At 61.6% G+C, this 25,010-nt stretch carries 25 protein-coding genes and 2 pseudogenes; 16 read left to right on the top strand and 11 right to left on the bottom strand.

The window, feature by feature from the left end; translation table 11 throughout:
- Positions 1-70: 70 nt before the first annotated feature.
- Positions 71-1,597: a MocR-like pyridoxine biosynthesis transcription factor PdxR gene (gene pdxR, locus F7R26_RS07495; RefSeq protein WP_150987654.1), complete on the bottom strand. Its 1,527-nt coding sequence runs from the start codon at positions 1,595-1,597 to the stop codon at positions 71-73.
- Between the two features lie 136 nt (positions 1,598-1,733).
- Here pdxR and F7R26_RS07490 point away from each other — a divergent pair, with 136 nt between their 5' ends.
- Together F7R26_RS07490 and F7R26_RS07485 are read left to right on the top strand one after the other, a co-directional pair.
- The gene (locus F7R26_RS07490) at positions 1,734-2,471 is read left to right on the top strand and encodes an NAD-dependent epimerase/dehydratase family protein (RefSeq protein WP_150987656.1); all 738 of its coding nucleotides are present in this window, start codon (positions 1,734-1,736) and stop codon (positions 2,469-2,471) included.
- Entirely contained in the window at positions 2,468-3,004 is a 537-nt protein-coding gene (locus tag F7R26_RS07485) for a cupin domain-containing protein (protein WP_241754447.1), read from the top strand. Before F7R26_RS07490 ends, F7R26_RS07485 begins: the two co-directional genes overlap by 4 nt.
- Before the next feature lie 170 nt (positions 3,005-3,174).
- On the opposite strand, the gene F7R26_RS07480 is transcribed toward F7R26_RS07485, so the two are convergent.
- The 5 genes from F7R26_RS07480 to F7R26_RS07460 all read right to left on the bottom strand — a co-directional run bounded on the left by F7R26_RS07480 (position 3,175) and on the right by F7R26_RS07460 (position 6,859).
- Positions 3,175-3,777, bottom strand: a complete 603-nt coding sequence (locus F7R26_RS07480; protein WP_241754446.1) for an antibiotic biosynthesis monooxygenase — start codon at positions 3,775-3,777, stop codon at positions 3,175-3,177.
- A complete protein-coding gene (locus F7R26_RS07475) occupies positions 3,774-4,400 on the bottom strand; it encodes a hydrolase (protein WP_150987658.1) in 627 nt (208 codons plus the stop codon). The genes F7R26_RS07480 and F7R26_RS07475 overlap by 4 nt, the downstream gene beginning before the upstream one ends.
- A 41-nt stretch (positions 4,401-4,441) precedes the next feature.
- Positions 4,442-4,744: a UBP-type zinc finger domain-containing protein gene (locus tag F7R26_RS07470; protein ID WP_150987660.1), complete on the bottom strand. Its 303-nt coding sequence runs from the start codon at positions 4,742-4,744 to the stop codon at positions 4,442-4,444.
- Positions 4,741-6,399: an FAD-dependent oxidoreductase gene (locus tag F7R26_RS07465; RefSeq protein WP_150987662.1), complete on the bottom strand. Its 1,659-nt coding sequence runs from the start codon at positions 6,397-6,399 to the stop codon at positions 4,741-4,743. The genes F7R26_RS07470 and F7R26_RS07465 overlap by 4 nt, the downstream gene beginning before the upstream one ends.
- A gap of 79 nt (positions 6,400-6,478) precedes the next feature.
- Positions 6,479-6,859, bottom strand: coding sequence for an OsmC family protein (locus F7R26_RS07460; protein ID WP_150987664.1), 381 nt, complete (start codon positions 6,857-6,859; stop codon positions 6,479-6,481).
- Positions 6,860-7,057: 198 nt separating this feature from the next.
- Between F7R26_RS07460 and F7R26_RS07455 the strand changes: the two genes are divergently transcribed.
- Genes F7R26_RS07455 through F7R26_RS07445 form a run of 3 tightly spaced genes read left to right on the top strand, consistent with a single transcriptional unit; the run spans position 7,058 to position 9,418 of the window.
- Positions 7,058-8,179 (top strand): alcohol dehydrogenase catalytic domain-containing protein, encoded by a 1,122-nt coding sequence (locus F7R26_RS07455; RefSeq protein ID WP_150987666.1) that lies wholly within the window; start codon positions 7,058-7,060, stop codon positions 8,177-8,179.
- 10 nt (positions 8,180-8,189) lie between these two features.
- Positions 8,190-8,486, top strand: coding sequence for a YciI family protein (locus F7R26_RS07450; protein WP_150987668.1), 297 nt, complete (start codon positions 8,190-8,192; stop codon positions 8,484-8,486).
- A gap of 20 nt (positions 8,487-8,506) precedes the next feature.
- On the top strand, positions 8,507-9,418 hold the full coding sequence (locus F7R26_RS07445; protein WP_150987670.1) for a LysR family transcriptional regulator: 912 nt from the start codon (positions 8,507-8,509) through the stop codon (positions 9,416-9,418).
- 246 nt (positions 9,419-9,664) lie between these two features.
- On the opposite strand, the pseudogene F7R26_RS40840 reads toward F7R26_RS07445, so the two are convergent.
- Positions 9,665-9,811, bottom strand: a pseudogene (locus F7R26_RS40840) (serine hydrolase); the annotation flags it as partial.
- Positions 9,812-9,850: 39 nt separating this feature from the next.
- Here F7R26_RS40840 and F7R26_RS07440 point away from each other — a divergent pair.
- On the top strand, positions 9,851-10,210 hold the full coding sequence (locus tag F7R26_RS07440; RefSeq protein WP_170301925.1) for a hypothetical protein: 360 nt from the start codon (positions 9,851-9,853) through the stop codon (positions 10,208-10,210).
- A gap of 208 nt (positions 10,211-10,418) precedes the next feature.
- On the opposite strand, the gene F7R26_RS07435 is transcribed toward F7R26_RS07440, so the two are convergent.
- Positions 10,419-11,324 (bottom strand): LysR family transcriptional regulator, encoded by a 906-nt coding sequence (locus tag F7R26_RS07435; protein ID WP_170301927.1) that lies wholly within the window; start codon positions 11,322-11,324, stop codon positions 10,419-10,421.
- A gap of 125 nt (positions 11,325-11,449) precedes the next feature.
- On the opposite strand from F7R26_RS07435, the gene F7R26_RS07430 reads away from it, so the two are divergent.
- Entirely contained in the window at positions 11,450-12,466 is a 1,017-nt protein-coding gene (locus F7R26_RS07430; protein ID WP_241754445.1) for a DMT family transporter, read from the top strand.
- Positions 12,467-12,770: 304 nt separating this feature from the next.
- Here F7R26_RS07430 and F7R26_RS07425 read toward each other — a convergent pair whose 3' ends face one another.
- Positions 12,771-14,279 (bottom strand): aminotransferase class V-fold PLP-dependent enzyme, encoded by a 1,509-nt coding sequence (locus F7R26_RS07425; RefSeq protein WP_150987676.1) that lies wholly within the window; start codon positions 14,277-14,279, stop codon positions 12,771-12,773.
- Between the two features lie 350 nt (positions 14,280-14,629).
- Between F7R26_RS07425 and F7R26_RS07420 the strand changes: the two are divergent.
- A pseudogene (locus F7R26_RS07420) lies at positions 14,630-16,045 on the top strand (IS1182 family transposase).
- Positions 16,046-16,265: 220 nt separating this feature from the next.
- Here the strand turns inward: F7R26_RS07420 and F7R26_RS07415 are convergent.
- On the bottom strand, positions 16,266-17,165 hold the full coding sequence (locus tag F7R26_RS07415; RefSeq protein WP_150987678.1) for a LysR family transcriptional regulator: 900 nt from the start codon (positions 17,163-17,165) through the stop codon (positions 16,266-16,268).
- Positions 17,166-17,345: 180 nt separating this feature from the next.
- Here F7R26_RS07415 and F7R26_RS07410 point away from each other — a divergent pair, with 180 nt between their 5' ends.
- The 5 genes from F7R26_RS07410 to F7R26_RS07390 all read left to right on the top strand — a co-directional run bounded on the left by F7R26_RS07410 (position 17,346) and on the right by F7R26_RS07390 (position 22,311).
- A complete protein-coding gene (locus tag F7R26_RS07410) occupies positions 17,346-18,182 on the top strand; it encodes an alpha/beta fold hydrolase (RefSeq protein WP_150987680.1) in 837 nt (278 codons plus the stop codon).
- A 56-nt stretch (positions 18,183-18,238) separates the two neighbouring features.
- Positions 18,239-19,585 carry an LLM class flavin-dependent oxidoreductase gene (locus tag F7R26_RS07405; protein ID WP_150987682.1) on the top strand — a complete coding sequence of 449 codons (1,347 nt, stop codon included), beginning with the start codon at positions 18,239-18,241 and terminating at the stop codon, positions 19,583-19,585.
- Positions 19,586-19,612: 27 nt separating this feature from the next.
- Positions 19,613-20,602 (top strand): zinc-dependent alcohol dehydrogenase family protein, encoded by a 990-nt coding sequence (locus tag F7R26_RS07400; protein ID WP_150987684.1) that lies wholly within the window; start codon positions 19,613-19,615, stop codon positions 20,600-20,602.
- A 122-nt stretch (positions 20,603-20,724) separates the two neighbouring features.
- A complete protein-coding gene (locus tag F7R26_RS07395; protein WP_150987686.1) occupies positions 20,725-21,471 on the top strand; it encodes an SDR family NAD(P)-dependent oxidoreductase in 747 nt (248 codons plus the stop codon).
- A 90-nt stretch (positions 21,472-21,561) separates the two neighbouring features.
- Positions 21,562-22,311: an SDR family NAD(P)-dependent oxidoreductase gene (locus F7R26_RS07390; protein ID WP_150987688.1), complete on the top strand. Its 750-nt coding sequence runs from the start codon at positions 21,562-21,564 to the stop codon at positions 22,309-22,311.
- A 390-nt stretch (positions 22,312-22,701) separates the two neighbouring features.
- Here the strand turns inward: F7R26_RS07390 and F7R26_RS07385 are convergent, their stop codons facing one another.
- On the bottom strand, positions 22,702-23,640 hold the full coding sequence (locus F7R26_RS07385) for a LysR family transcriptional regulator (RefSeq protein WP_150987690.1): 939 nt from the start codon (positions 23,638-23,640) through the stop codon (positions 22,702-22,704).
- Positions 23,641-23,766: 126 nt separating this feature from the next.
- Between F7R26_RS07385 and F7R26_RS07380 the strand changes: the two genes are divergently transcribed.
- The 3 genes from F7R26_RS07380 to F7R26_RS07370 all read left to right on the top strand — a co-directional run bounded on the left by F7R26_RS07380 (position 23,767) and on the right by F7R26_RS07370 (position 24,938).
- Entirely contained in the window at positions 23,767-24,024 is a 258-nt protein-coding gene (locus F7R26_RS07380; protein ID WP_150987692.1) for a Rossmann-fold NAD(P)-binding domain-containing protein, read from the top strand.
- Positions 24,021-24,230 carry a hypothetical protein gene (locus F7R26_RS07375; protein WP_150987694.1) on the top strand — a complete coding sequence of 70 codons (210 nt, stop codon included), beginning with the start codon at positions 24,021-24,023 and terminating at the stop codon, positions 24,228-24,230. The genes F7R26_RS07380 and F7R26_RS07375 overlap by 4 nt, the downstream gene beginning before the upstream one ends.
- A 240-nt stretch (positions 24,231-24,470) precedes the next feature.
- Positions 24,471-24,938: a hypothetical protein gene (locus F7R26_RS07370; protein ID WP_150987696.1), complete on the top strand. Its 468-nt coding sequence runs from the start codon at positions 24,471-24,473 to the stop codon at positions 24,936-24,938.
- Positions 24,939-25,010 lie beyond the last annotated feature (72 nt).

Here is a 25,010-nt window from a genome sequence, read left to right as displayed (position 1 = left end):
GTCGTGATCCTCTCGAAGGCAACCGATCCGGCCCGGCCCACTTCCCAAAGACGACAACGGTGCGGAACAACTAACGCGCCAGCACACGCGCGAGAGCAATCATCCCCGACTCAATTGCGTCGCTGCCGACAGATGCAAAACCCAACACCAGCCCCGACGGCGCCGCACGGTCAATCGCGTAGAGCGACAACGGTCGTGTCTCGATGCCCTCGCGCGCCAAGCGGTGCGCCACGTCGGCATCATCGATGCCGGGTGGCAAGAAGGCCGGCGCGTCGAGTCCCGCAACGATTCGAGGCACATGCAGCAGTCCGGAAAGACGCCGGTCGGCAATGCTTTTCAGCGCTTCGGCACGCTCGCCGTACAGCATGCGCATGCGCCGGATGTGGCGCCCGAAATGGCCGTCCGCGATGAATGCATGCAGTACCGACTGCTGATCCAGTGGGACATGCCGCGCTGTCAACGACAACGCGGCCACGAACGGATCGACAAACCGGTCAGGCAAGATCGCATACGCGGTCCGTAACCCAGGAAACAGCAATTTGCTGAATGTGCCGCAGTAGATCACGTGTCCGTGGTGGTCAAGGCTCTTCAATGCGGCCAGCGGATTGCCTTCGAAGCGGTATTCGCTGTCGTAGTCGTCTTCGATGATGACGGCGTCTCGATCCCGAGCCCATTCGAGCAGCGACAATCGCCGCTCAAGCACGAGCGGCGGTCCGAGCGGCGCTTGCCGCCCTGCCGTGACGTAGGCTAGACGCGCGTCGGGCGCGTGCTGTCGTGCCCATTCCACGTCGATGCCCCCCGCATCGACAGGCACACCGACAACCCGGGCGCCCGCGGCCTCGAGCACGAAGCGCGCGCCCGGATAGCCTGGATCTTCGATCCACGCGGCGTCGCCCGGATCGAGCAGCAGACGCGCGCTCAAATCGATAGCCTGCTGGACGCTGCCGAGCACCACGACGTTATCTGCCGTGCAAGTCATACCTCGCGACATGCCCACGTACTCGGCAATCGCTGCGCGCAGCGGCCGATATCCTTGCGCCTCACCGTCGCCAAGCAGATCTCGTTGAGTCCGGCGCGTGCGTTTCGCTGCCAGACGCGCCCACAGGTCGAACGGAAACGCATCGAGATCGGGCTGGCTGGCACGAAAAGCCCGAGCGGGACTCGTGCGGCCGCTCACCTGAAAGGCGGTTCGCGCAAGCAGACGGCCGCGGGCCGAGAGCGCAATGGCGCGTGGTCGCGCGTCGTCAACGTGATCGCCATGGCGGTCATGCGCGCCTGACCGTCCGCCGCGCGTCCTGATCGACGGCCGATCGCTGCTGTCGATACGTCGATCGGGCAATTCGGACGTGACGAAACTGCCTCGTCCGACAGCACCCGTCAGATACCCCTCGGCCGTGAGTTGTGAATACACGCCTAGTACCGTGCCGCGAGATAACGCAAAACGTGCCGCGAGATCGCGCGACGAAGGTAGACGCGCCCCTGACGACAGCCGGCCCATCAGAATGGCAGTGCGCAGTTCGTCATATAGCCAGCGTTGCAATGGCATCCCGTCGGGTCGCGGCGCAAGTGCAAGTTCGATCTGTTCGGCTCGGCGCATCGTTGCCTTTCCATATTGGCTCAGTCAAATTCTCAATAATGGACCTTTTTTTCGACCATTAACAACCCTATCCTGCTCTTCATCAAAAATGCGACATACCGTTGCATCGTTCGCAATCGCAAACAGGAGAAGAGAGATGACGCACAGGGTTTTGGTGGCCGGAGCCAGCGGCGCCATTGGCACCGCACTGGTGCCCCAGCTAATCGCGGCGGGCTATACGGTGTTCGGCAGCACCCGGCGCCCCGACCGGGCGAAAAACCTCGAAGACGCTGGTGTCACGCCGGTCGTCGTGGACGTATTCGATGTGGTCGCGCTACGCGACGCGTTGGGTCGCATCGCGCCACATAGCGTGATTCACCAATTGACTGATTTGCCCTACGGGCTGGACCCCGCCCGCATGGCTCAGGCGGTGACCACCAACGCCCGGATTCGCGACGAAGGAACGCGTAACCTGGTTGCAGCGGCCATTTCAGCCGGTAGCAAGCGGATGATTGCGCAAAGCATCGCCTGGGCGTATCGACCAGGCGGGACGCCCTACGATGAAAGCTGCGCACTCGATATCGATGCGCATGGCCCGCGCGGCACTAGCGTGCGGGGCGTCGCGGCACTGGAGCGCCATGTGTTGGAAACGGCGCCGCTGACTGGGACCGTACTCAGGTATGGACAGATTTACGGGCCCGGCACGGGTTGCGATGTCCCCGCCGGCTCAAGCCCGCTGCACGTCGAAGCCGCTGCGTTTGCGGCTTTGCTAGCGCTCGAACGGGGCACATCGGGGATATACAACATTGCGCAGGACGACGCCGAGGTCACCAGTGCAAAGGCGAAGCGCGAGCTGGGATGGTCGCAGGACCTGCGATCGGGGGCGCATGTATGAACCCGCGTGCTCTGCCGCTTCTCGCGCACTTGCCGCGGCTGCCGGGCAATCCCACGATGCTTGCGGCAATAGCAGTGGCATTGCTGCTGCCGGGTCCGGCGACGCCCCGCTCGGCGATCGACTGGTTCGCCGTCATTTGTGGCAGCGGTGGCGATCCGCTGCTGTCCAGCGCATCGCCGGCTGCCAGCGCGACGGGCCGTCCCGCTTCGACCGTAAAAATTCTGTCGTGCGAAGCCCTGCCTGACGCGCCGGGCAAGTCGGTGACGACAGCCATCGTCGACTTTCCGCCGCTCGGCTTTACGCCCGCGCATCGTCACCCGGGTTCGGTGACGGCAGTCGTGCTCGAAGGGACGATCCGCTCTCAATTGGCGGGAGGACCACCCATCGATTATGTCAGTGGACAAACATGGTTCGAGCCGCCACGCACACTTCACCTGTTCGCCGAGAACCCCGATCCGACGCACCCGGCGAGATTTCTTGCGACCTTCGTCGCCGATACCGGTTGCGGGGCATTGGTGCTACCGCCTGACTAGATTTCACGGCAAGGCCGCAATGCGGCCGTCTGCTTCGAAGAAAAATGAGTGGCTGTTGTGGGTCGTGGATTCAACGGTCGACTACCGAAGTTCGGAGCTGGGTCGGAGCGATCGCGTGCTGCCCCGCAAGCATACGTTGACGCCAATCCATGCAGAAAGGTACGCAATGATCATTTGAACAGCCAGTGTGCAACGAGCCGCGTATAGCGCGGCATCACCACGTAGACCATCAGGAACACCATTGCCGCCGTCACGGCTGCCTTGCCGATCAACGAGTCATGGGCGAAGCCAAGGCGCGCAAGCACCGGCACGACACCCCATGGCACCACGATGCTGAGCGGCAGGATGGCGCTCCACGTGATGAGCCACTGCTTCCACGCGGTTGGGATCTTGACCTTTGCGTTCTTTGGCGTGAACCAGAAATCGAGGCCAGTCCTGATCTCGTATCGGTCACCTTGCCGCAGCGATGACCGCATTCTCTCGATATGCTGGCGGCGCACATCGGATTCCATCCAGGCGTTGAGGCTTTTGAAGTCGGCGAAGCGGACGATGGTCGCATACTCGCGGCTCGTGCCGACCGGACGTATCACATCGGTGCTTAGGTAGCCGGAAAACCTGGAACAGGCGGCGCGGATGTCCGCGAGCCACGTTTCGTACTGCTCAGCGGCATCTGGCTCGACCTCGTGAACAATGATGCTCGTCACGATTTCCTGCGGATTGAAGGTAGTCGGGTTCATCGCGCTCCCGGTGGCGCCCGCATCGAGGACGTTCATGTCGGCTTGATCATGTCACGCGCATAGGCCAGGCCCGTGCCATACCCGCCACCATGCTCGACCACGATCGAGCGAGCCTTCTCATAGGTGTCATGACGGGTCCAATCTCTCTGGAATTCGAGAAGGACCTGGAGCCAGGAAGTCATGACTGCGCCAGCGCAAGCCATCCGTCGCAACGCAAGATCATGGCTTGTTGGTGTCAGCCCGCCGCAAGCATCGGCCGCGACATAGACCTGATATCCCTCGGACAGCGCGGAAAGCACCGGGAAGCTCACGCAAGCCTCCGTCAGCATGCCCGCGATGATCAGCGTACGCTTTCCGGTAGCCGTAATCGCGCCGCGCACGGCATCGTCTTCCCAGAGGTTCATGTTGCGGCGCTCGATCGGCGTGACGTTTGGCAGCACGTCTCTAAACGCCGGCATCAATGGGCCGCTGTACACCTTCGAGGCTGAAGTGGAGACCACAACCGGCAAGTCGAAGGCGACTGCCGTCTTGGCCAGCGCAAGGCCATTGCTGCGCAGAATCTGGGGGTCTTGAGAACCCGCAGCAAACGCAAGGCCTGCCTGTTCATCAACAAGGATCAATGCGCAATCGGCGGGGTCGAGCAACGGTAGTTTTGACATGGGAGTTCTCCTTTTCATTCAAGAGCCCGATTGGCACGCCGTCAGACGAACCGTGGGATGGGTCCTCGCTGCGGCGTCTGGTCCGGCAGCGCGATCTCTTCACGATCGATGTAGCACCACCCCCATCCCTCAGGGGGGTCATATCCTTCAATGATGGGATGCCCGGTCTTCTCGAAATGCGCGCGGGCATGCTTGAGCGGAGAGTTATCACAACAGCCAACGTGACCGCAGGTCCGGCACAGCCGAAGATGCACCCACGGGCTGCCCACCTTGAGGCACTCTTCGCAACCCAGAGCGCTTGGCACGACATCATGGATCGTATCTGTATGGTCACAGGTCTTCATGCCACTTCCTTTGACAGTCTGCTGAGGTAACCGTGGATTTGAGAGATGGCAGCGGCGCCATCGCCGACTGCAGCAGCAACTCGCTTGGTCGAGCCCGCGCGGACATCGCCGATTGCATAGACGCCAGGCATGCTGGTTTCGAGCGATGCGCCCGATGCCCCAGCCCCAGTAAGAATGAAACCCTTGTCGTCCGTCGCCACCGATCCATTGAGCCAGCGGGTATGCGGCGTCGCGCCGATGAACAGGAACAGGTGGCAGATCCCGTAGCATGTCAAGGTGCCGCTGGCGCGATCGCGAACAGTAGCACTGGCGAGCCTGTCGCCACTGGAGGCAAGTTCGGTCAGCTCCGTACCGACATGAATCTCCACGTTGGACAGTGCCGAGATGCGGTCGATGAGGTAGCGGGACATGGTCGCCGACAGGTCTCGCCTGACAAACACGTGAAGTCGCTTCACGTGTGGCGCGAGAAACACGATTGCCTGCCCCGCCGAGTTGCCGCCGCCGACGAGAGCGATTTCCTTGCCGGCACACAAGCGGGCTTCGATCGGGGACGCCCAATAGGAAACGCCAGAGCCCTCGAGTTGCGCGAGACCGGCAATGTCGGGGTGTCGGTAGGCGGCGCCTGAGGCAATCACGACAGTACGCGCTGCCACTGTCGAGTCGTCGGAGAGCTTGAGGGTCAGCCGATCCTCGTCGTGATCGAGCCGCACCACGCTCACTGGGATGGCCACCTCGGCACCGAACTTGAGGGCCTGGGTGAATGCCCGGCCAGCGAGCGCCTGCCCGGAGATGCCGGTAGGAAAGCCAAGATAGTTTTCGATTCGCGCCGACGCGCCGGCCTGCCCGCCCATGGCGCGCTCGTCCAGAACCACCACCGAGAGGCCTTCCGACGCGCCATAGACCGCTGCGGCCAGCCCGGCCGGTCCCGCGCCGACAATGGCGACGTCGTAGGTCTTGTGCTGCCCGAGCTTGGGCATGATGCCGAGACAGGCCGCCAGCTCCCGCTCATCGGGCCGCTTCAGCACGCTGCCGCCAGGGCAGACCACCAGCGGCAGGTCGCTGGGGAGCAGCGCCATCCGCTCAACCAAGCTGCGGCCCCCACCATCGACCTCGGGATCCATGACGTGGTTGGGATAGCCGCTGCGCGTCAGGAAGCCTTGGAGGCGCAGAAGATGCGCATCGTCTGGCGCACCAATCAGGATCGTGCCCGAGCCGCCATGTTCGATCAGCCTGACACGGCGCAAGATCAGCGCGCGCATGACGATCTCACCGACCTCTGCCGATCCGATCATCAGCGCTCGCAGATACGGCGGATCGAACGGAATCAGGGTAGCGCCGTCACGACCGGCTCGCGCCGAGGCGAGCGACGCACGGCCGTCAATCTGGCTGACTTCTCCGGTGAACTGCCCTGCGCGATGGGTGGTGATTGGCGCCTCCTCGTCAAGGCCATCCCGGCGCAGAACGTCGATCGAGCCATCCAGCACGAGCCAGACGGGCACATTCCTGTCCGCCGTGGCGAAGACCATCTCACCCGCCGCAAAATACCGCGGCGGACCGCTTGCGAAGCGGCGTGCCGCCTCAACCTGGCTTGGCGTCAGGACGGGGAACATCTGGTGCCTGCGCTCTCCGACATCGTCTGCGTGCTGCTCGCTCATATGAGCGTTCTCCTCTCGAGAGCGGCGGCGGGTGGATGCATGGCCAACCGCCGTCGGCTTCGTGTAAACCCGGTCGGCGTCACGCCAGGCGAGTTTCGATCGGCAACCCGGGGCTCAACGTTTTCGTGACGGGCGTGCGCTCGGCAATTTCCGCCAGACGCGCTTTCTGGCTATCCTCCAGGCCCTTGATCACCAGCGTCCGCTCGATGCGCCACTCGTCCGTCCCGACTAGCCGCAGCGAGACATCGAGCGACTCAAGGGCCCAGCCTTTGCGTTCGGCATACATTTTGAGCGTGATGGCGGTGCACGCTCCCAGGCTAGCAAGCAATAAATCGTAAGGGGCCGGTCCGTCCCCTTGCCCGCCGCGAGCGCGGGGTTCATCGGCCGTGATTGCGTGGCCGGATACGACGATATTCGTGCGATAGGGCGTCGATCCAATCCGGGCGGTGCCGTGTGTCATGGTTCCTGCCTCCGCTGCACGATGTGGGATGTTGGATGAGCTGGCTTTGCTGGAGTATCTTCGCAAAGCGTCTGATATACCAATCATCCTTTGGTATGGTCGATCGGCTCGGCGGCACGCCGTCCACATGGCCGAAAACGGATGCCGACGTGATCTGGCTCGATAGGCGAGGTTCGTTCGGCATGACCCGAGCGACTTTTGCGCACGATCGAATTCTCTTCTGCAGCCGATCCACTTTTTACCCGGGAAGGCGCGCCGTACAGTGACTCCGCTGTCTCATCACCACAGATCGGAGTGCAAATGAAAGCGGTACAAATCCAGAAGCATGGCCCGGCAGAATCTCTTGCCATCGTCGATGTCGACACGCCGGCCCCGGGGCCGGACGACCTCATCATTCGGGTCCATGCGGTCGGCGTCAATCGCCTCGATCTTCTCCTGCGCGAAGGAAGCGTATTCCAAGTACCCTTGCCGCGCATTCCCGGCACGGATTTCGCCGGAGACATCGTGGACGTCGGCGTCAACGTCGATAGCAATCGCATCGGCGAGCGCGTGTTCGCGGCCCCTATCCTGTCATGCGGCCAGTGCGAACACTGTCTGCGTGGCGAAGACAACCTCTGCAGCAAGTTTGGCACGGTCGGCTCGACCATTGACGGCGGATACGCGCAGTTTGTCCGCGTCCCTGCCCGCAATGCCATGGCATTGCCGGAGCAGATAGACTACGTCCGCGGCGCGAGCTTTGCCCTCACCTACGCTACGGCCGCATCGATGCTGCGGCGTGGCCGGCTGGCACCAGGCGAATGGGTGATGATCCTGGGCGCCAACGGTGGACTTGGCTACGCCGCTGTAGAGCTGGCCAGTGCCATGGGCGCTCGCGTGATTGCGATCGGCCGCACAGCCGATACAGACGAAGCGTTGCGCAACGCTGGTGCTACCGCGGTGGTGCTGGCAGGACCGCACATGGCAGAGCAGGTGCGCGCGCTGACGGGCGGCCGTGGCGTGGATCTCGTTTTTGAACACGTGGGTGCGGTCACTTTCGCGCAATCGGTCGCTTCACTTGCCATGGACGGCCGGCTGGTACTAGGCGGCGTGACGACTGGCACGGAGGCGCCGATGGATCTGAAGGCACTGTTTACTCGCCGCCTGGAGATCCTGGGTTGCCGGGGCAGCGGTCGCAGGGACCTTGAGCATGTCCGGGATCTCCTGATGCGGGACCTTGTCAGGCCCCAGGTCCAACAGGTGATGCGCCTCGAGCAGGCGGCACAGGCGCATCGGCATCTCGAATCCGGCATGAGTCTCGGCAAGATCATCCTGACTGTTTGAGGAGGGCATCATGTTCATCGTACTTCTGCACTACATCCAGCCCCTGCCGGCAATCGACCCGCACATGCAGCAACATCGCGACTTTCTCGACCGGCACTATCGCGCCGGTCATTTTGTGGTGTCGGGCCCCCAAATGCCGCGCATCGGCGGTGTTATTCTGGCGCGAAACCTGGATCGCCTGCAGCTGGATGCGGTGCTGGCAGAAGACCCCTTCTACCGCGAACGGCTGGCGCGATACGAGATCATCGAGTTCAATCCCAGCAAATTTGCTGACGGTGCCGAACACCTGTTCGCGCCGGCCAACTAACAGCCAACGGAAACACAAGCATGGACATGCTGGCAGCAATGCGCGTCTTCCAGAAGGTGGCCTCGACCCTGAGCTTCACCGACGCCAGCGAGCTATTGGGTATCGCTGCTTCCAGCGTGTCCCGGCAGGTCGATTCGCTCGAGGCCCATCTGGGCGTCAAGCTCTTGACCCGCACGACCCGCCGGTTGACGTTGACGGAGCCCGGCCATACCTACAAGGAACAGTTGGACACCTTGTTGGCTGAACTGGATGCCGTCAACGAGAGCATGGCATCGTTCGCCGATACACCTCGCGGGCGGCTTAAGGTCAGTTCGCCCCGCGTCTTCGGCAAACGCCTGCTGACGCCACTTATTCCGTCGTTTCTCGAGGCATTCCCGAAGGTCACGCTGGAACTGTCACTTACCGATGACTACGTCGACCTGGTCGAGACCGACACTGACCTGGCCATACGAATAGGAGCGCTTGGCGACTCCAGTCTTGTCAGCAGACCGCTTGGGCGTTATCGGCGGCTGCTTGTGTGTCACCCTGACTTTTTGCGGGGGCGGACGGTACCACAATTGCCTGCGGACCTGCTTGATCACAATTGCTTGCGCTACCGTCGCTCCGGAGAGCGGGTTGCCTGGACCTTTGCGAAGCCCGACGGCGAAGGATGTATCGAAGTGGTGCCACAAGGCGATCTGGTAGCCAACGACGTGGAGGTATTGCTGGAGAGCGCCCTGGCCGGATTGGGCATCGCGCTTCTACCCTACTGGCTGGTTCGCGATGCGCTGGCCGCCGGGCGGCTGGTTCAGTTGCTACCGGACTTCCCATTGATGAGCACACTGCAGGACGCGGGGATTCACTTCGTCTACGCAATCAATCGACGGCAGTCCCGCAAGGTGCATGCATTCATCGAATGCGTGATGCGTCATACGGCGACATTGCTTATCTGACAAGTGAAGAGCCAGTTCCCGTCGGGCTCCTATGGCGCCAACTTCCATGTGCACTGCTATGTGAAATATCCGGGCTAGTGTCTCGCCAGACCGAGCGTTCTCGACGGATACTCCCCGAACCGCTGACGATACCTCGCCGCACACCCATCGGCGGCGGCTCCGGCAGCACGAGAGTACCCGTAGCGCATCCAGCTCGGGCATATAGATTCCCGCGTTGTCGGACAGATTGAACCTCCCTTCTTCCACCAGCTGCATGACGCAGGTGCCAGCGAGCGCCTTCGTGGTGGAGAAGATGGCGAACACGGAGTCCGTGGCCATCGGGTCGTCACCACCAAGCCGGCGCACGCCGGCAGCCCCCCCCTCGTAGAAGTTCGCATTGCGGTCGGTGGCCATGGCCACCACGCCGGGAACGCCGCCAGGGCGGCTCACCGTTTGCTGAAGCACGCCATTCAGGGCAGTTTTGAGCGTTGGATCGGTCATCGATGTCTCCTCTGGATTATGGTTGTCGCTTGCATGGTCTACCGCATGAACGGAAGCGATCCCAGCGTCGTCAATTTAGGGGAGACGGGCCACATGGCGTGTGCGATTCCGGCATCAGCCTGTTCGGATCTGGCAGATATCTGCGGGCTGCAATATGCCGCTGCCCGGTCCGCGCCACACGCGGCCTTCCTGCGCGGCAAGCCATGCACCGTGACCACAATCACTTTGGCTTGCGGTGACGGATCGAACGCGGCGTGGATTGGCGGGGGCGTTGGCATGGCCAAAGTGGGCCGGATGGCAATTCCGTCCTGATGGCTTATGTGCCGGCCCATTGTGCGGGAGCCGATAGACGGCAGGTTTTTCTCGTACAGAGCAAACGGCCGGTTTTCGACCTTGGCCGGCGTCCGGCACCGCCGAGTCGGACGGCCGAGTAGGGGCTGAAGGGACCTTGGTTCTTGGTTGCCCGGTTGTCGCTTCCCGGCCACAAGCGGCCCCTTGCCGCACTTCCGTGAATGGCTGCTTAACGCACGGTACCTGACTGATCGCTGGAAGAAGCTCGCCAGCTTTCTCGAATAGTCTCTCGCAGTGCCGCAGCGGCCGGGCTGGCGTTGGTCGCGCCCTGTATCCAGGACAGCCAGCTCTTTCCGATCCAATGTGGCCAGATTGCCAATTCTCCAGCTAGAGTGCCGGCCGTCGCCTCGGTGCGACGAAGAATGCCAGCACCAACCCCGCTGCTGATCATGCTGCGCAAAACGCCGTCGCTGTCAGCCACGTATCGCGCGTCGGGCACGTGCCCCGCATCCCGAAACAGATCGAGTGCGGCGGAGTGGAGCGCGCACTCGGGGACGCTCACGATCCATGGCAGGCGCGCAATATCCGCCAAGCCCAAGTCATAGGCTTGCGATGTGAACCTTGGTGGCAGCGCGACGACCAGATCGATTTCGCTCAATCGGTCAACCGACAGAGCGGTAGCGGAAACGTCGGCCAGCGTGAAACCGCCGTCCAGCTTCCCGCTACGGACGCGTTCCACCACGTCGCCCGACACCGCCTGGTGAAGCGTCACCCGGATGTTCGGATGACGCAATCCGAGCGCGAGTAGTGCATCACCGACTCGCAACGGTACCGAGTCGCTCAAAGTCCCGACCTTGAGTTCGGCCGACAATTGCCCTCGCTCTTCAGCAGCGACGCGTTTCACCCGGCTGGCCGCTTGGAGAGTTTGCTCGGCTTCGGCCAGCAGCTTGCGGCCGGCTGCGGTGACGAACATCCCCTTGGTTGTTCGCTCGAACAATTGGATTCCAAGCTCCTCCTCAAGGGCTTTGATCTGCGCGCTCGCGGCGGGAATGCTGAGATAGAGTCGCTCGGCCGCCCTAGTCAGGCTACCTTCTTGCGAGACGGCGACAAACGCCTTGAGTTGATATAGCTCCATGACGTGATTCTGCATCAAGCGGTTGCAGTTGCGTTACTGAAAATCCGAAAACGGGCCTCCGAACAAGTGAATGGACGGTGAATAAGCGCTGCCATCAGAATCCGTCTTAATCAACTACGAGATAAATGGATTTGAAGATGAGCGCAGAGACCACGGTACAGGCGACGGCGGAAGCTGGTTTCGGGAAAGGGGTGATCTTGTGCCTTCTCGCCACGGTGTCATGGGGTAGCCTCTTCCCCGTCATGACAGAAGCCCTACACATTCTCGACCCTTTCACCTTCACGACCCTGCGATTCGGCATTGCAGCTGTGTTTTTTGCCGCCCTTCTCTGGCGACGCGAGGGTAGGCAAGTCTTTTCGGTGGAAGGGCGCGGCCTGCTCACGTGGCTCATGGGAACGCTCGGATTCGCCGGATTCGGTTTGCTGGTGTTCATCGGCCAACAAATGGCTGGCGTTGAAGGAGCGCTGATTGCCTCCGTGATGATGGCGACTCAGCCGATGCTGAGCTTGCTCGCGAACTGGGCAATCAGACGCATTCCACCCCGTCCACTCTCGTTTTGTTTCATTCTCCTGTCGTTTACGGGCGTTTCGCTGGTCGTGACAAAGGGAGCCATCAGCGACGCGGCAAAGTCTGCGGAGCACCTTGCAGCAGCGTTGATTATCGTTGGAGGCGCGTTGTGCTGGGTGATATACACGATTGGCAGCACGTTCTTCAACGGCTGGTCCCCCTATCGCTATACGGCGCTCACGACGCTTTTTGGCATGATCAGCCTGCTAGCCATTAACGGAATCCTCTTCGCCACCCGGAGCGTTGCGCCACCCGATGTGTCACAGCTAGAACGGGTGTTGCCGTATCTTCTGTACACCGCGTGTATTCCGGGGTTTATCGGCGTCTTGTGCTGGAATCTGGGTGTGAGAATCGTGACGCCCGTCCATGGCGTTCTGTTTATGGACGTCATACCGGTAACGGCCTTCGCCATTTCCGCGTGTCAGGGCGTCGTGCCCGTGCAAGCACAAATCGTTGGCGTCGCTTGTACGGCGTCGGCCATTGTGCTAAACAATCTTTACCTGCGCTCACATACGCGCCGTGAGCGGCGGCTACTCACAGCGCACTCGAAGGCAAAGCGAATGCTCGAAGATTGACCAAAAGCGGACGGTCGTGCCGCAACGGCCAATGCCCGGGAAGGGTCGAGCGGAGACCCTCGAATGCCCTCCGGACAGCCACCGACGACTTGCGGTCCAGGCGGTACTTCGTCACCGACTGAATACCAACATGCTGCGGGCGCTTGTGTCGCGCCAGCGCCGGGTTGATGTCCTATCCAGATTCGGCGGGCGAGAAGGCCTATGGGTTTTGCTTACCCTCCGCAGGATCGTAGGCCCAACGCCGAGGATTGAACGTCAGCCCGCGCACGCCCCGTCGCGTAGTTCTTCAGTGCCGACCGCCCCGTCAGCCTTGCCTGGTGCATGCCATATTCCACAGCGTCTCCGAACGGGTTCCCGTACGGCAGTACGCAAGTATGGGCTTCGGCAGCTCCGCCATGAGTAAACCGAAGGCTGCAGCAGCTTCGACGGTGACACCCCCCGGTTTTACGGGAAGGTAGTGCGCGGCCATGCCAAGCGAACTGGCCACCTCCGCGATTTTCGCGAACTGGACCTGGCCGGCAGCCTCTCCATCGTGCCGGTTGCAGACGATGGAAAGGAACCCGGCCGCATGCGCCGCCCGTACGTCGGCTCCGCTTAACTGTGGCGCCACGCTCAAGTCGTTCGAGAGCTGCTTGATCAGCATGTCCTGTCGGCCCGTGCCCACTTCCATACAGCGCTCTATGGCTTTGCGGAAGCAGTCGACTGCAAAATCCACATCTGCCAACGTTGTAAAGCGTCCAAGGCTCAGACGGACTGTGCGCTTGGCGGAAGCTTCATCCAGGCCGACGCAAGTCAGCACGTGAGACGGTTTGCCGGCCGCCGAATTGCAGGCAGACGTTGAGGAGATGGCCAGATCGTCGGTCAACATGGACGGGAGGAAATTGGGCAGTTCCACGGTCAGACTAAGTGTGTGCGGAATGCGGGCCGCGGAACTGGCGTTCTGCGTGACGGTGCCTGACGCGCGCACACCACTCAGCAAGCGCTCGCTCAGTTGCGCGATACGCTCGTTGTCCGACGCCATTTCAGTACGCGCCAGTTCGCAAGCCGTTCCCATGCCGACAATCTGGTGCGTGGCAAGGGTGCCAGATCGCAGCCCCTGCTCATGTCCGCCGCCGTGCATCTGGCAGGCAATACGCGGCGCCACTTCGCGACTCACATAGAGCGCGCCGATGCCTTTCGGGCCATAGAACTTGTGTGCCGACATCGACAGCAGGTCTATACCCATCGCCTTTACGTCAATCGCGGCCTTGCCAGCAGCCTGCGCCGCGTCCACGTGAAGCAGAGCGCCAGCGGCGTGAACAATCTGCGAGATCTCAGCAATATTGGTGAGGGTGCCGATCTCGTTGTTCACCATCATCAACGAAACGAGGCCCGTCTGATTGCTGCAGGCCGCTTTAACAGCGGCCGGCGAAATCTCGCCAGCCGGATTCGGCAAGAGGTAGGAAACGGAAACGTCAAGTCGCTCAAGGTGCGACGCGGTGTCCAGAATTGCCTTGTGCTCAAGCTTGCTGGTAACCAAATGGCGGCGCGTCGGCTCGTGGTCGAAAAAACCCTTGAGCGCTAGGTTGTTCGACTCTGTCGCACCGGACGTCCAGACAATCTCGGATGGCTCTGCACCAATGAGAGCGGCTACCTGGGCGCGAGCCTCCTCGACCACATCCCTTGCCTTCAGCCCTGCAGCGTGGGAGTTCGACGCAGGGTTTCCGAAGACGCCGGCAGCCCCCAAGCAGCCGAACATCGCCTCCATGACACGAGGGTCCGCCGGTGTGGTTGCCGCGTAATCGAAGTACCGCAGAGTGTCCGTGCTCATCATTCATCCTTCAGAAGGGTAGAAATGCTACGACGAACGCACTGAAAGTTGCTTCCAAAATCCATAACCGAGAGGGGAATGTGTAGCATTCAATGCTACTGAATGAGCGCTATGTAGAATATTTTCTCGCATGCGGCCTGGCCGCACGGGCTGACTTAATAACCGTAGCGGGCAAGACCGGCCATTCGCAGTGAGGCCGCCGACTGACTCGGAAGGATCGCAAGTCGCCTCTGGCGTCGGCAAGGCTCCGCCTAGATTGCTAAGGACCGAGCCCGGCCGATTCTGTTGAAAAACTCGGCATCACGGAACGTCGGCACCTACCCTTGAGATCATCGTTCGACGAGGGTTTCGCCATGATGGGTCAACAAGTTGGATCGCAGGATATGCTCTTCTACTCGTTCAACCTTGATGACCATGTGCCCCGTAGCCACCTCTTGCGTGGCATTGATCGGTTCTTCGATCTTGGCGATCTTCGCCAACACCTCGCGCCTTACTACAGCCACACCGGGCGCCCCTCGATTGATCCCGAGCTGATGGTTCGCATGCTCATCGTGGGCTACTGTTTTGGCATTCGGTCAGAGCGCCGCCTCTGCGAATAGATTCATCTGAACCTGGCTTATCGCTGGTTCTGTCGGCTTAGTCTCGAAGATCCAATTCCCGATCACTCAACGTTCTCCAAGAATCGCCATGGCCGCTTCCGCGAAAGCGGCGCGCTGCGTCACGTGTTCGAGATGGTCCTTCGCCGTTGTATGGCGGAAGGGCTGGTTCAAGGCGAAGGCTTTGCTGTCGACGCGAGCATCATCAAGGCAGACGCAAATCGCTCCCGAGGCGTGGCGGGAACGGAGGTCATCGATTGGAATCAAGGCGAAGGCCCTAGCCGCGCCGTTCGCGAATACCTTGCTGCGCTGGATGAGGTCAATAAAATCAAGGACGACGCAGCGTCCGAGGCAGAGCCTACGATCCCGCCGAAGAGCATCTCGTTGACTGATCCGGCATCGCGCCGGACCGTGGCACCCGGTGGCCCTGCCTTCTTTGCTTACTCGACCAACTACCTGATCGACCTGCACGCGGGAATCATCCTGGACGTCGAGGCCACCCCCGCGCATCGAACCGCGGAGGAGGAGTCAACGAAGACGATGATCAACAGAGTCGAAGAACGCTTTGCTCTTAAACCTCAGCGTCTTGCCGGCGATACCGCCTATGGGACCACGCCAATGCTCGGGTGGATGGTCGAAGAGAAAGCGATCGCGCCTCATGTTCCAGTCTGGGACAAGACCCGTCGCGACGATGGCACGTTTCCGAGAGAGGACTTCCGTTGGGACGAGCAAGCCAATGAGTACCGCTGCCCTGGTGACAAGGCTCTGCGCAGCGATTGGCGTGCATATACGAACTAACGCACTCACATCACGAAGGCCGACACCGTCATCTATCGATCCAGCCAGCATGACTGTGGTGGGTGCGCGATGAAGAAACAATGCTGCCCAAACATGCCATTCCGCAAGATCGCACGCAGCGTCCACGAGAACGCGCGTGACGTGGCACGGAAGCTCTCGGCAACACCGGAGTTCAAGCGGTCGCGCAGGGAGCGAAAGAAGGTCGAAATGCTATTTGCTCATCTAAAACGAATCCTGAAACTGGATCGCTTGCGGCTACGAGGGCTAACTGGGGCGCAGGACGAGTTCCTACTAGCAGCAACAGCGCAAAATCTGCGACGAATGGCAAAGCGGTTGATGCCGTTCGGTGAAGATATGAATGCGATAGCGGCTTAGCCGCGATGCACTAGGTCGGAAGACCCTCGAAGCTCGGGCGCCGCAGATCAACGCGAGCCCCACCGGGAGCGAACGCCTATCCCGATCGATATCCAAACCGAGTTTTTCAACAGAATCGGCCGTAAGGAGACACCCGGAAGCCTCCCGCGAATGGCTGTTAGCGAGAAACGAACCGTCACCCATCGACACACGGCAAACGCATGGTTGAAATGCTGCGACATCATCCAGCGCGTGTTACGTCGACGCTTTCGCTAAACTCGTCCAGCAGGAAATTGATGAAGGCGCGGGCCGCCGTCCGGGTCGCGCGACCGAGGGGGAAATACGCATGTACCTTGGTGCCGACCATCGACCAGTCGGAGAGGATCGGCACGAGCGATCCTTCCTCAAGCTCCCTGCGGCACGCCCAGTATCCTATCGAGGTGATACCCAAGCCGGCCTTCGCGGCCGCAACCGCGCCTTCGTTGTCGCTGAACGATATATTGGGCTCTATCGGCACATCGCTGGTTATTCCGTTGTGCGTGAACGTCCAGGCGGTGCTGACAGTGGCCGCGGGTCCATAGACGATCCGGTGACCGACGAGCGCGTCCGGTGACAGGGGCGTGCCGCATCGGGCGAGATATGCCGGGGAGGCGACGATCAGTCGTGCGTAGCTGGTGAGCAGACGCGCCGTCGCATTGGAGTCTGGCAGGGTGCCTATCCGGATGGCGACATCGACCGCGTCCCGGACAAGGTCCTGGCGACGGTCGTCGAGCACCACGTCGATCCGCAGCCGCGGATGACGTTCAGCAAAACGGGGAAGTCGGGGGATGATCTCCCGCACCCCGGCACTCGTCGGCATCCCGACGCGCAGCGTTCCGCGAAGTTCGTCCTGCCGGACGCTCTGTCCGGCATCGTCAAGCTGGTCGAGCACGGCTTCGACGCGGATGAGGTAGTCGGCGCCTGCCTCCGTCGGAATCACGGCGCGCGTCGTCCGCGCCAATAGAAGCGTGCCCAACTCGGCCTCGATGTCCGACACGGCGCGCGATGCCTGCGATTGCGAGATGGACAGCTCCCGCGCAGCGGCCGAAAAACTTTGCAGTCGGGCGACCCGGCAGAAAATCCGCAACGCGTTGATGTCCATCGTTTTCCTCCATGCGTCCTACGTTCGATCTATGCACATTCAGGATAGGTCATAACCGCGTTTCATGGCTAGTGCATGGCGAGTCCGCCTTCTATATTGACACCATAGCAGCACGAAACCGTCAATTCCGACAGGCCGCCACCTTCCTGGTTAGCGTGTTGGAGCATAGAGGATTAAACCATGAACAGCATCAATCACGATACGGCACCGACCCAATTCGTCGAGGCCAACGGCATCCGTTTCGCCTACCGCCGGTTCGGCAAGCAGGGCGGCGTGCCGCTTGTCTTCAATCAGCACTACACCGGCACCCTCGACCACTGGGATCCGGCGGTAACCGATGGTTTTGCAAAGGATCGCGAGGTGATCCTGTTCAACAATGCCGGCGTCGCCAGCTCCTCGGGCGAGACCCCGACGAGTTTCCAGGAGATGGGGGCCAATGCGATCGCCTTCATTCGCGCGCTGGGCCTGACCCAGGTCGACGTGCTCGGCATTTCGATCGGGGGCTTCGTGGCCCAGGAGATCGCGCTGCAGGGCGGCGACCTGGTCCGCAAGATCATCCTCGTCGGCACCGGGCATCGTTCACAGGACATGTCGGAAAGCCGCTCCGCGGAAATCTTCGCCGGCAGCTACGACCCGCCCGAACATCTGTGGCTTGCTGTCCATTTCGGACCTTCCGAAGCCAGCCAGAAGGCCGGCCTCGCCTTTCTCGAGCGCAAGCTGCGTCGTCAGGATCGCGATCCGCAAGTGAGCGAGCAAACCATTGCCGCTCAGGGCGAGGCGATCGGCAAATGGCACGTGCCGAACGATAGCGCGTTGGCGTATCTGAAAGAGATCCGGCAGCCCGTGCTGATCGTCCAGGGCAGCAACGACGTCATCATTCCGACGAGGCATTCGTTCACGCTCCAGCAGCATCTGCCGAACGCGCAACTGATCGTCTATCCGGACTCCAATCACGGGTCGATTTATCAGTATCCGGAGACGTTCGTCGCCCATGCGACGACCTTCCTCGACGCCTGAAGCCCGCCGCTGACTCGTCAATCGAGCCGGCGGCACCTGACGCGACGGAGCACCAGATGACCAGACATCGCCAACTCCACCTCGGCGCATTCATGCGGCCGGCGGCCATCCACACGGGTGCATGGCGCTATCCGGGCGCCGATCCGCATGCGAATTTCAGCCTCGACCAGATGCGTCGCTCGATCCGGCGACTGGAAGAGGCGAAGTTCGATGCCTTCTTCATGGCCGACCATCTGGCGTTATTGAACATGCCGACGGCGGCGCTGATGAGGAGCCACACGGTGACGTCATTCGAACCTTTCACGCTGCTCTCGGCGCTGTCGGCGGTGACCGAGCGGATCGGGCTGATCGCAACAGCCTCGACAACCTTCGATGCGCCGTACCACATTGCCAGGCGGTTTGCGTCGCTGGACCACATCAGCGGCGGTCGGGCCGGCTGGAACGTGGTGACAACGGCGAACCCCGACGCGGCCCTCAACTTCGGCTACGAGTCCCAGATGGGGCATGACGATCGCTACGAGCTTGCACGGGAGTTTGTCGATGTCGTCACCGGTCTATGGGACAGCTTCGCCGATGACGCCTTCGTCAGGAACACCGAAAGCGGGGTCTTCGTCGATCCCGCACGAATTCATGCGATCAGTCACACGGGCCCCTCGCTGAAAGTGCGCGGCCCGCTCAACATCGCACGGCCTCCGCAGGGCTGGCCTGTGATCGTGCAGGCCGGTGCGTCGCCGGCAGGGCGGCAGTTCGCGGCGGAAACCGCCGAGGTCATTTTCGGCGCCCCGCCGACGATAGAGGCCGCACGCAGCTTCAACGCCGATGTGCGTACCCGCATGGCAGCGATCGGGCGCGCCCCCGACGCGCTGCGTTACCTGCCAGGCGCGTTCGTGGTCGTGGCCGACAGCAAGGATGAGGCGCTCGAGCGCCGCGCGACGCTCGACAGCCTCATCCACTACGACAGTGGCATCGGCTCTCTGAACGCGATGCTCGGATTCGACGTCTCTGGCCATGATCCCGATGGACCACTACCGGAGATCCCGGAGACTGAAGCTGGCCGCTCGCAGCGCGAGCGCATGGTCAATCTCGCGCGGGAGAAGGGTCTGACGATCCGGGAACTGGCGCGAGCCGCCGGCAGCTATTCGGGCTTCGCCTTCGTCGGCACCGCAACATCGATCGCCGACGAGATGCAGGAGTGGTTGGAGACTGAAGCCGCCGATGGCTTCAACGTCATGTTTCCCTGGATTCCAGGCGGCCTCGACGAGGTGGTCGACAAGCTCGTCCCGGAGCTCCAGCAGCGCGGTTTGTTCAGACGCGAATATGAAGGGCGCACATTGCGCGAGCATCTCGGCCTTCCACGGCCATCCAACCGTTTCTTTCCGCGCGAGCCCAGCGCGGCCGCCTGATTGCATTTTCCGATAAAGGATTTCACCATGGCACGTATCGTCACATTTGCTGAATATGGCGCACCCGATGTCCTGAAGATCGAGGACGTCGCATTGCCGGAACCGGGACCGGATGAGATTCGCATCGCCGTCAAGGCGATCGGCTTGAACCGCGCGGAATCGATGTGGCGCACCGGCGTCTATGTTGAACCGGTCAATCTTCCCGGCCGGCTGGGCTATGAGTCCGCAGGCGTTGTCGAGGCCGTCGGAGAAAACGTCACGCACCTCGCGGTGGGCGATGAAGTTTCCACCATGCCGGCCTTCTCCATGAACGATTACGGCCTGTATGGCGACCATGTGTTGGCGCCAGCAAGTGCCGCGGTGAAGAAGCCATCGTCAATCTCGTTCGAAGAAGCGGTTTCAATCTGGAATCCCTTCATCACGCCGTGGGGAGCGTTCATCGAAAGCGGCATCGTGACGCATAGCGATACGGTGATCATCACTGCCGGTTCGAGCAGCGTGGGCATCGGTGCGATCCAGGTTGCGAAGCTTGCAGGGGCGAAGGTCATCGCAACGACGCGCACCAGGGAAAAGGTCGCGCCAATCAGAGCGGCCGGTGCGGACCATGTCGTCGTCACCGACGACGAGGATCTGGTGGTCGAGGTCGAACGGATAACCCAAGGCGCGGGTGCAACCGTCGCGTTCGACCCGGTCGATGGTCCCGCTTTCCCCAAGCTTGTCGACGCCCTGGCGCCGGGCGGCACGGTCATGATCTATGGCGCATTGAGCGACGAAGTGACACCGCTCCCGATGCTCCGGACGCTCGCAAAGGAGGTCGTGATCCGGGGCTATAACCTGTTCTCGATTACGACCACCCCGGCCCGTCGGGCCAAGGTAGCCAGATTCGTTTATGAAAATCTCGAAGCGGGCAAGCTGAAGGCAACCATCTCGAAGTACTTCCCCTTCGAACAAATCGTCGAAGCGCATCGCGAGCTGGAGAAGAACCAGCATCTCGGCAGAATCGTAATCACGCTGTAATTTGCGGCAGTCGTCCGCAGCGAACTTCCGCGCAACGCTTTTTCAACTCGTCTTTGCAGCGTTTGCAAAGCATCGGGCGCTTGATATGCGCGTGACTCACCCTCTACTCAATGGACAGCATCATGGCAAATACGCTTCAAGGAAAGATCGCTCTTGTGACGGGCGGCTCACGCGGTATCGGCGCCGCAACCGCCATCCAGCTCGCTGCGGAAGGCGCGACCGTAGCGCTAAGTTATTCCAGCAGCGAGACCGCGGCCAGAGAGGTCATTGCAACGATCGAAGCGTCCGGTGGCAAGGCTATTGCCCTGAAGGCCGACCAGGCGGACGCAACGGCGGTTAAAGCATTGCTTGCGGACGTTGTCGAGCGGTTGGGACGGATCGACATTCTGGTCAACAACGCCGCCGTTTTCGTGACGGGCACGGTGGCCGAGACCACCGACACATCGGGCTTTGAGCGACAACAGAAGATCAATTACGAAGCCGTGGTAACCGCAATTCGGGAAGCATCGCGGGTAATGGATAGCGGCGGCAGGATTATCTCGATTTCGTCGGCCCTCGCGTGGCGATCGACCTGGCCGGGCCTTGCTGATTACAGCGCAACAAAGCGCGCGATTGAGGGCTACAGCAAAGGTGCTGCGCGGGATCTGGGCCCGAAGGGCATTACCGTGAACGTTATCGGAACCGGTTCGACGAATACCGAGATGAATCCTGACAACAGTCCCTTTGCCGAGGCGCAGGCAGCCGCCACTGCGCTTGGACGCTTTGGCCGGCCGGAAGAGATCGCTTCCGTGGTCGCCTTCGTCGCCAGCCCGGCGGCGAGCTTCATTACCGGCGCAATCATTCCCGTTGACGGGGGCTACAGCGCGTAACGCAATACGAGCCATGTGACGCGATGGTCGCGTTTCGTGGCTCGGATAACTTTGATTTTTTTCGTAACGGGTTACCGAAGGAGTCTGAACATGAGTCATTCGCCAGTAGTACTTGTGACGGGAGCGCTTTCTGGAATTGGTCGCGCGACAGCAATTGCCTTCGCTAAAGAGAAAGCGCGGCTCGTGATTTCGGGCCGTCGGCTCGAAGAAGGCAGGAAGTTCGCAGAGCAACTGCGTTCGTCTGGTGCCGATGTGGAATTTGTGCAGGCAGACGTGCGTTTCGAGGACCAGGTCCAAGGCTTGGTCGACCGCGTCATTTCCCGTTTTGGTCGTCTGGATATTGCGGTGAACAGCGCCGGTTACGAGGGCGACCCGGCACCGATCGTCGAGCAGAACGTCGATCAATATGCGTTCGTTTTCGATACGAATGTTCTCGGCACGTGGCTGGCGCTCAAGCACGAAATCCGCGTGATGACGGCCCAGGGCAGTGGAAGCATTGTCAATATATCGTCAACGATGGGTATTCGCGGCGCCCCCCGTAACGCACTTTATGTCGCCAGCAAGCATGCGGTCGAGGGCCTGACGAAATCCGCCGCACTCGAGACGGCGGCGCACAATATTCGAGTCAACGCGGTGGCTCCGGGGCCCATACAGACCGAAATGCTTGACCGCATAACGGGTTCCGAATCGGGCAAGGCCGCGATGCTCGCCACCGTGCCACTTAAACGTGCGGGAACGCCCGAGGAGATTGCAGATGCCATCGTTTTTGTGGCGTCGGATAAAGCGAGTTTTATGACCGGAGAAGTGCTTCGGGTCAACGGGGGACGCACTGCTGCGTGAGACTTGTGCACAGCCCACTCGTGATTTCATGACCTCGCTGCCCGCGCTGCAGGCTCGAGATTTTAGATCGATTCGGGGGCAGAAAGCCCGCCCCCGATCCGCCACGACTGACAACGCGCTCCTGACGGCCTGATCTCCACGGGCGCCCTCCTGCAAGGGCGGTTTTTGAGTAACACTCTGGCATTTCGATACATCAGCTGGCAGGCCGCTTCGGGTCGAGGGTGTGTGGAAACGTCTCTCGAATCAGGCATGAGGCGCCACTGACCTCCGATCACTCGATCGTTCGAATGTCGGCGTCAGCCACCCTGACGAACCGTCGTCTCCGGCGGCAACAAACGCATCTTCGGCACTTTTGATGGGTAAGCTCAGCCGCGCCGCCTGCGCATGTACTCAAGACGGAGGGGTCGAGACTCTCCGATAGCCTTGGGCGGTACTGGCTGCGGCGATCGCGGCCGGTACCTGCTGCCTCAGCCAAGCGTGCGCCGGGTCGGCCGAGTGACGCGGATGCCAAGCCATGACCACGGTCTCGCCACGCGGCAGGAACGGCAGAGGCACCACCACAAGGCCTAGGCCGGGCGCCATCGCCCGCCCCTGTCGCTCGCTGAGAGTAGCGACGAAGTCGCCGCGCGCGGCGATCACAGGAGCCGCGCTGGCGTGTGCCACGGTGAGCACGACGCGCCGCGCCAACCCGTGCGTGGCTAGCGCCTCGTCGACTGCCGACGGCGCACCAGGACGTCGCTGCACGTCAATGTGCAACTGTGCTGCGTAGCGACGCGCGGTCGCGGGGCGGGCGGCGAAGGGATGACCGGCGCGCACGACTGCGATCAAAGCCTGGGGGAACAACTCGGCGACCTCGATCTCTGGTTCGTGCGGCCTGAACGTCCCGATGTCGAGATCGACGCGACCGTCGCGCAGCGCGCCGTCGTCGTCTTGTGTCTCGGTCACAAAGCGAAGCTGGGCGCGCGGCATGTCTACTGCCAGCGCGGCGCCGAGGGCACCGCCGAACGCAATTGCGAAGCCGTCCGGCGCACGTACGACGAAGCTCCTTTCAGTGCCTGCCAAGTCGTCCACGCGTGGAGGCTTGACCAGCGCTGCAGCCTGCGCAATCCACTGCGCCACTGGTTCGCGCAGCGCCAGCGCGCGCGGCGTAGGCACCAGGCGCCGGCCAGCGCGCACAAGGAGCGGATCGCCGGTGAGTTCGCGCAGGCGCGCGAGCGCGTGGCTGGTGGCCGGCACGCTCAGGTGGAGCCGCTCGGCGGCACCGGTGACGCTGCCGGCGGCCAGCAATGCGTCAAGGGTGCGCAGGAGGTTCAGGTCGTATGTTTTCATACCGTGCAATATTGACTTCAGAACATTGCACTGGTCAAGTGGGTCCGGCAGCTCCAGACTAGCCGCCATCCCACTCGCAACCCCACCCCATCCCCTTCATCACAATCTGATTCCCAAGAAAAAGTCATGACCACCCATTCAGGACACGATTCCCCCATCCTCGTGACCGGCGCCGCGGGCACGGTCGGCGCAATCGGGCGCAGCGTCACCGAGATGCTGCTGGCCCGGGGCCATAAGGTGCGCGCCATGGTGCGACGAGAGGATGCGCGAGTTCGTGAAGGCGCACGCAGCGGAATTCACACGGCCCGCGATGACGGTCTGAAAGAGGCCCTCCATCCAAAGTCTCTTGCAAGTTCCCCACCCAAACAGGGCATTCCAGAATGATCCGTACACGCATGCTAGTACTGGCGGTCACAACGGCCGCTTTCGCCTCCGCCGTCACCCGTCCCTTGGCTACGGTCAATATCCACGCCGGCCGGCCGCCCGTCTGCGCAGTTCAGCCGAACGGCATTACCCCCAGCGAACTAGCGGGCGACCCGCTGGATAATGCGCGCGAAGCCGACGGCACGATCTACGGGTATCGCGTCTAAGACAAGCGTGTCCGGACCGCCGTTGAGGCGGCGAAAACGCAAATGGCGCAAATGTGTCGGGTTCCGCCCGTCACCTCGGATTTCCCAGCCGGCCTGGGCAATCGGCCTCGGTCGGGAAGAGCCGCTGACGACCTGGCTCACGCAGTGCGCCTGCCAGCCACTAGCGGTCATCCAACTGCAACGTGGTTATGCCCGTGGCCCAGCTTGTATGCGCTGTCTCGAAACCCTAGAGGTGCCTCGATGGAAGACCCGGTGAGATTCGTTATCTGGGCAAAGCCGACCGAGCAAGAACGCCGTAAGGCGCTAGATGTTCTGTTGGAACAGGGTCCATACGCGTCCGAACTAGCGCTTCGAACGCAGCTTGCGGCGGCTATCCGGGAGCACGCATGGCTGAAGCTCTCAGCCTCTGTCGCCTTTAGCCACGCCCAGAGATTGAGCGCAGACATCCAACAATTTACGGCGGACGTGGCCGTCTGTCAGGAGGGATGGGAGCCGGGCGAAAAAAGCCATCATTGCGACGAGCACGATCTCTACTACGGCGGGAGTCGTGGCTGTCACATATGTAGCGGTTTTTACATTAGCCAGGTTGGCTCATCGCTGCTCGAACGGCGGGAATGGGTTGCGGCATATCAAGCAGCGATGACGTTCAGCCGCTTCTTGACTCATTGGCTCACGCGGCTTGGCGCAATGAACTACCGACCTATCTGAGAGCAGTTACCGACCACACCTACACAAAGCCCCACTCGACCATCTCCCGCTATACTCTCTCTCGTCGCTGCA

The organism is Cupriavidus basilensis (assembly GCF_008801925.2).
Lineage (GTDB): Bacteria > Pseudomonadota > Gammaproteobacteria > Burkholderiales > Burkholderiaceae > Cupriavidus > Cupriavidus basilensis.
This window is presented reverse-complemented; position numbering and strand designations above follow the sequence as displayed.

What these genes read in the sequence shown, in the direction of transcription:
- pdxR (WP_150987654.1), bottom strand. Translation starts at nt 1,597, where the DNA reads ATGCGCCGAGCCGAACAGATCGAACTTGCACTTGCGCCGCGACCCGAC.
- F7R26_RS07490 (WP_150987656.1), top strand. Translation starts at nt 1,734, where the DNA reads ATGACGCACAGGGTTTTGGTGGCCGGAGCCAGCGGCGCCATTGGCACC.
- F7R26_RS07485 (WP_241754447.1), top strand. Translation starts at nt 2,468, where the DNA reads ATGAACCCGCGTGCTCTGCCGCTTCTCGCGCACTTGCCGCGGCTGCCG.
- F7R26_RS07480 (WP_241754446.1), bottom strand. Translation starts at nt 3,777, where the DNA reads ATGAACGTCCTCGATGCGGGCGCCACCGGGAGCGCGATGAACCCGACT.
- F7R26_RS07475 (WP_150987658.1), bottom strand. Translation starts at nt 4,400, where the DNA reads ATGTCAAAACTACCGTTGCTCGACCCCGCCGATTGCGCATTGATCCTT.
- F7R26_RS07470 (WP_150987660.1), bottom strand. Translation starts at nt 4,744, where the DNA reads ATGAAGACCTGTGACCATACAGATACGATCCATGATGTCGTGCCAAGC.
- F7R26_RS07465 (WP_150987662.1), bottom strand. Translation starts at nt 6,399, where the DNA reads ATGAGCGAGCAGCACGCAGACGATGTCGGAGAGCGCAGGCACCAGATG.
- F7R26_RS07460 (WP_150987664.1), bottom strand. Translation starts at nt 6,859, where the DNA reads ATGACACACGGCACCGCCCGGATTGGATCGACGCCCTATCGCACGAAT.
- F7R26_RS07450 (WP_150987668.1), top strand. Translation starts at nt 8,190, where the DNA reads ATGTTCATCGTACTTCTGCACTACATCCAGCCCCTGCCGGCAATCGAC.
- F7R26_RS07445 (WP_150987670.1), top strand. Translation starts at nt 8,507, where the DNA reads ATGGACATGCTGGCAGCAATGCGCGTCTTCCAGAAGGTGGCCTCGACC.
- F7R26_RS07435 (WP_170301927.1), bottom strand. Translation starts at nt 11,324, where the DNA reads ATGGAGCTATATCAACTCAAGGCGTTTGTCGCCGTCTCGCAAGAAGGT.
- F7R26_RS07430 (WP_241754445.1), top strand. Translation starts at nt 11,450, where the DNA reads ATGGATTTGAAGATGAGCGCAGAGACCACGGTACAGGCGACGGCGGAA.
- F7R26_RS07425 (WP_150987676.1), bottom strand. Translation starts at nt 14,279, where the DNA reads ATGATGAGCACGGACACTCTGCGGTACTTCGATTACGCGGCAACCACA.
- F7R26_RS07415 (WP_150987678.1), bottom strand. Translation starts at nt 17,165, where the DNA reads ATGGACATCAACGCGTTGCGGATTTTCTGCCGGGTCGCCCGACTGCAA.
- F7R26_RS07410 (WP_150987680.1), top strand. Translation starts at nt 17,346, where the DNA reads ATGAACAGCATCAATCACGATACGGCACCGACCCAATTCGTCGAGGCC.
- F7R26_RS07405 (WP_150987682.1), top strand. Translation starts at nt 18,239, where the DNA reads ATGACCAGACATCGCCAACTCCACCTCGGCGCATTCATGCGGCCGGCG.
- F7R26_RS07400 (WP_150987684.1), top strand. Translation starts at nt 19,613, where the DNA reads ATGGCACGTATCGTCACATTTGCTGAATATGGCGCACCCGATGTCCTG.
- F7R26_RS07395 (WP_150987686.1), top strand. Translation starts at nt 20,725, where the DNA reads ATGGCAAATACGCTTCAAGGAAAGATCGCTCTTGTGACGGGCGGCTCA.
- F7R26_RS07390 (WP_150987688.1), top strand. Translation starts at nt 21,562, where the DNA reads ATGAGTCATTCGCCAGTAGTACTTGTGACGGGAGCGCTTTCTGGAATT.
- F7R26_RS07385 (WP_150987690.1), bottom strand. Translation starts at nt 23,640, where the DNA reads ATGAAAACATACGACCTGAACCTCCTGCGCACCCTTGACGCATTGCTG.
- F7R26_RS07380 (WP_150987692.1), top strand. Translation starts at nt 23,767, where the DNA reads ATGACCACCCATTCAGGACACGATTCCCCCATCCTCGTGACCGGCGCC.
- F7R26_RS07375 (WP_150987694.1), top strand. Translation starts at nt 24,021, where the DNA reads ATGATCCGTACACGCATGCTAGTACTGGCGGTCACAACGGCCGCTTTC.
- F7R26_RS07370 (WP_150987696.1), top strand. Translation starts at nt 24,471, where the DNA reads ATGGAAGACCCGGTGAGATTCGTTATCTGGGCAAAGCCGACCGAGCAA.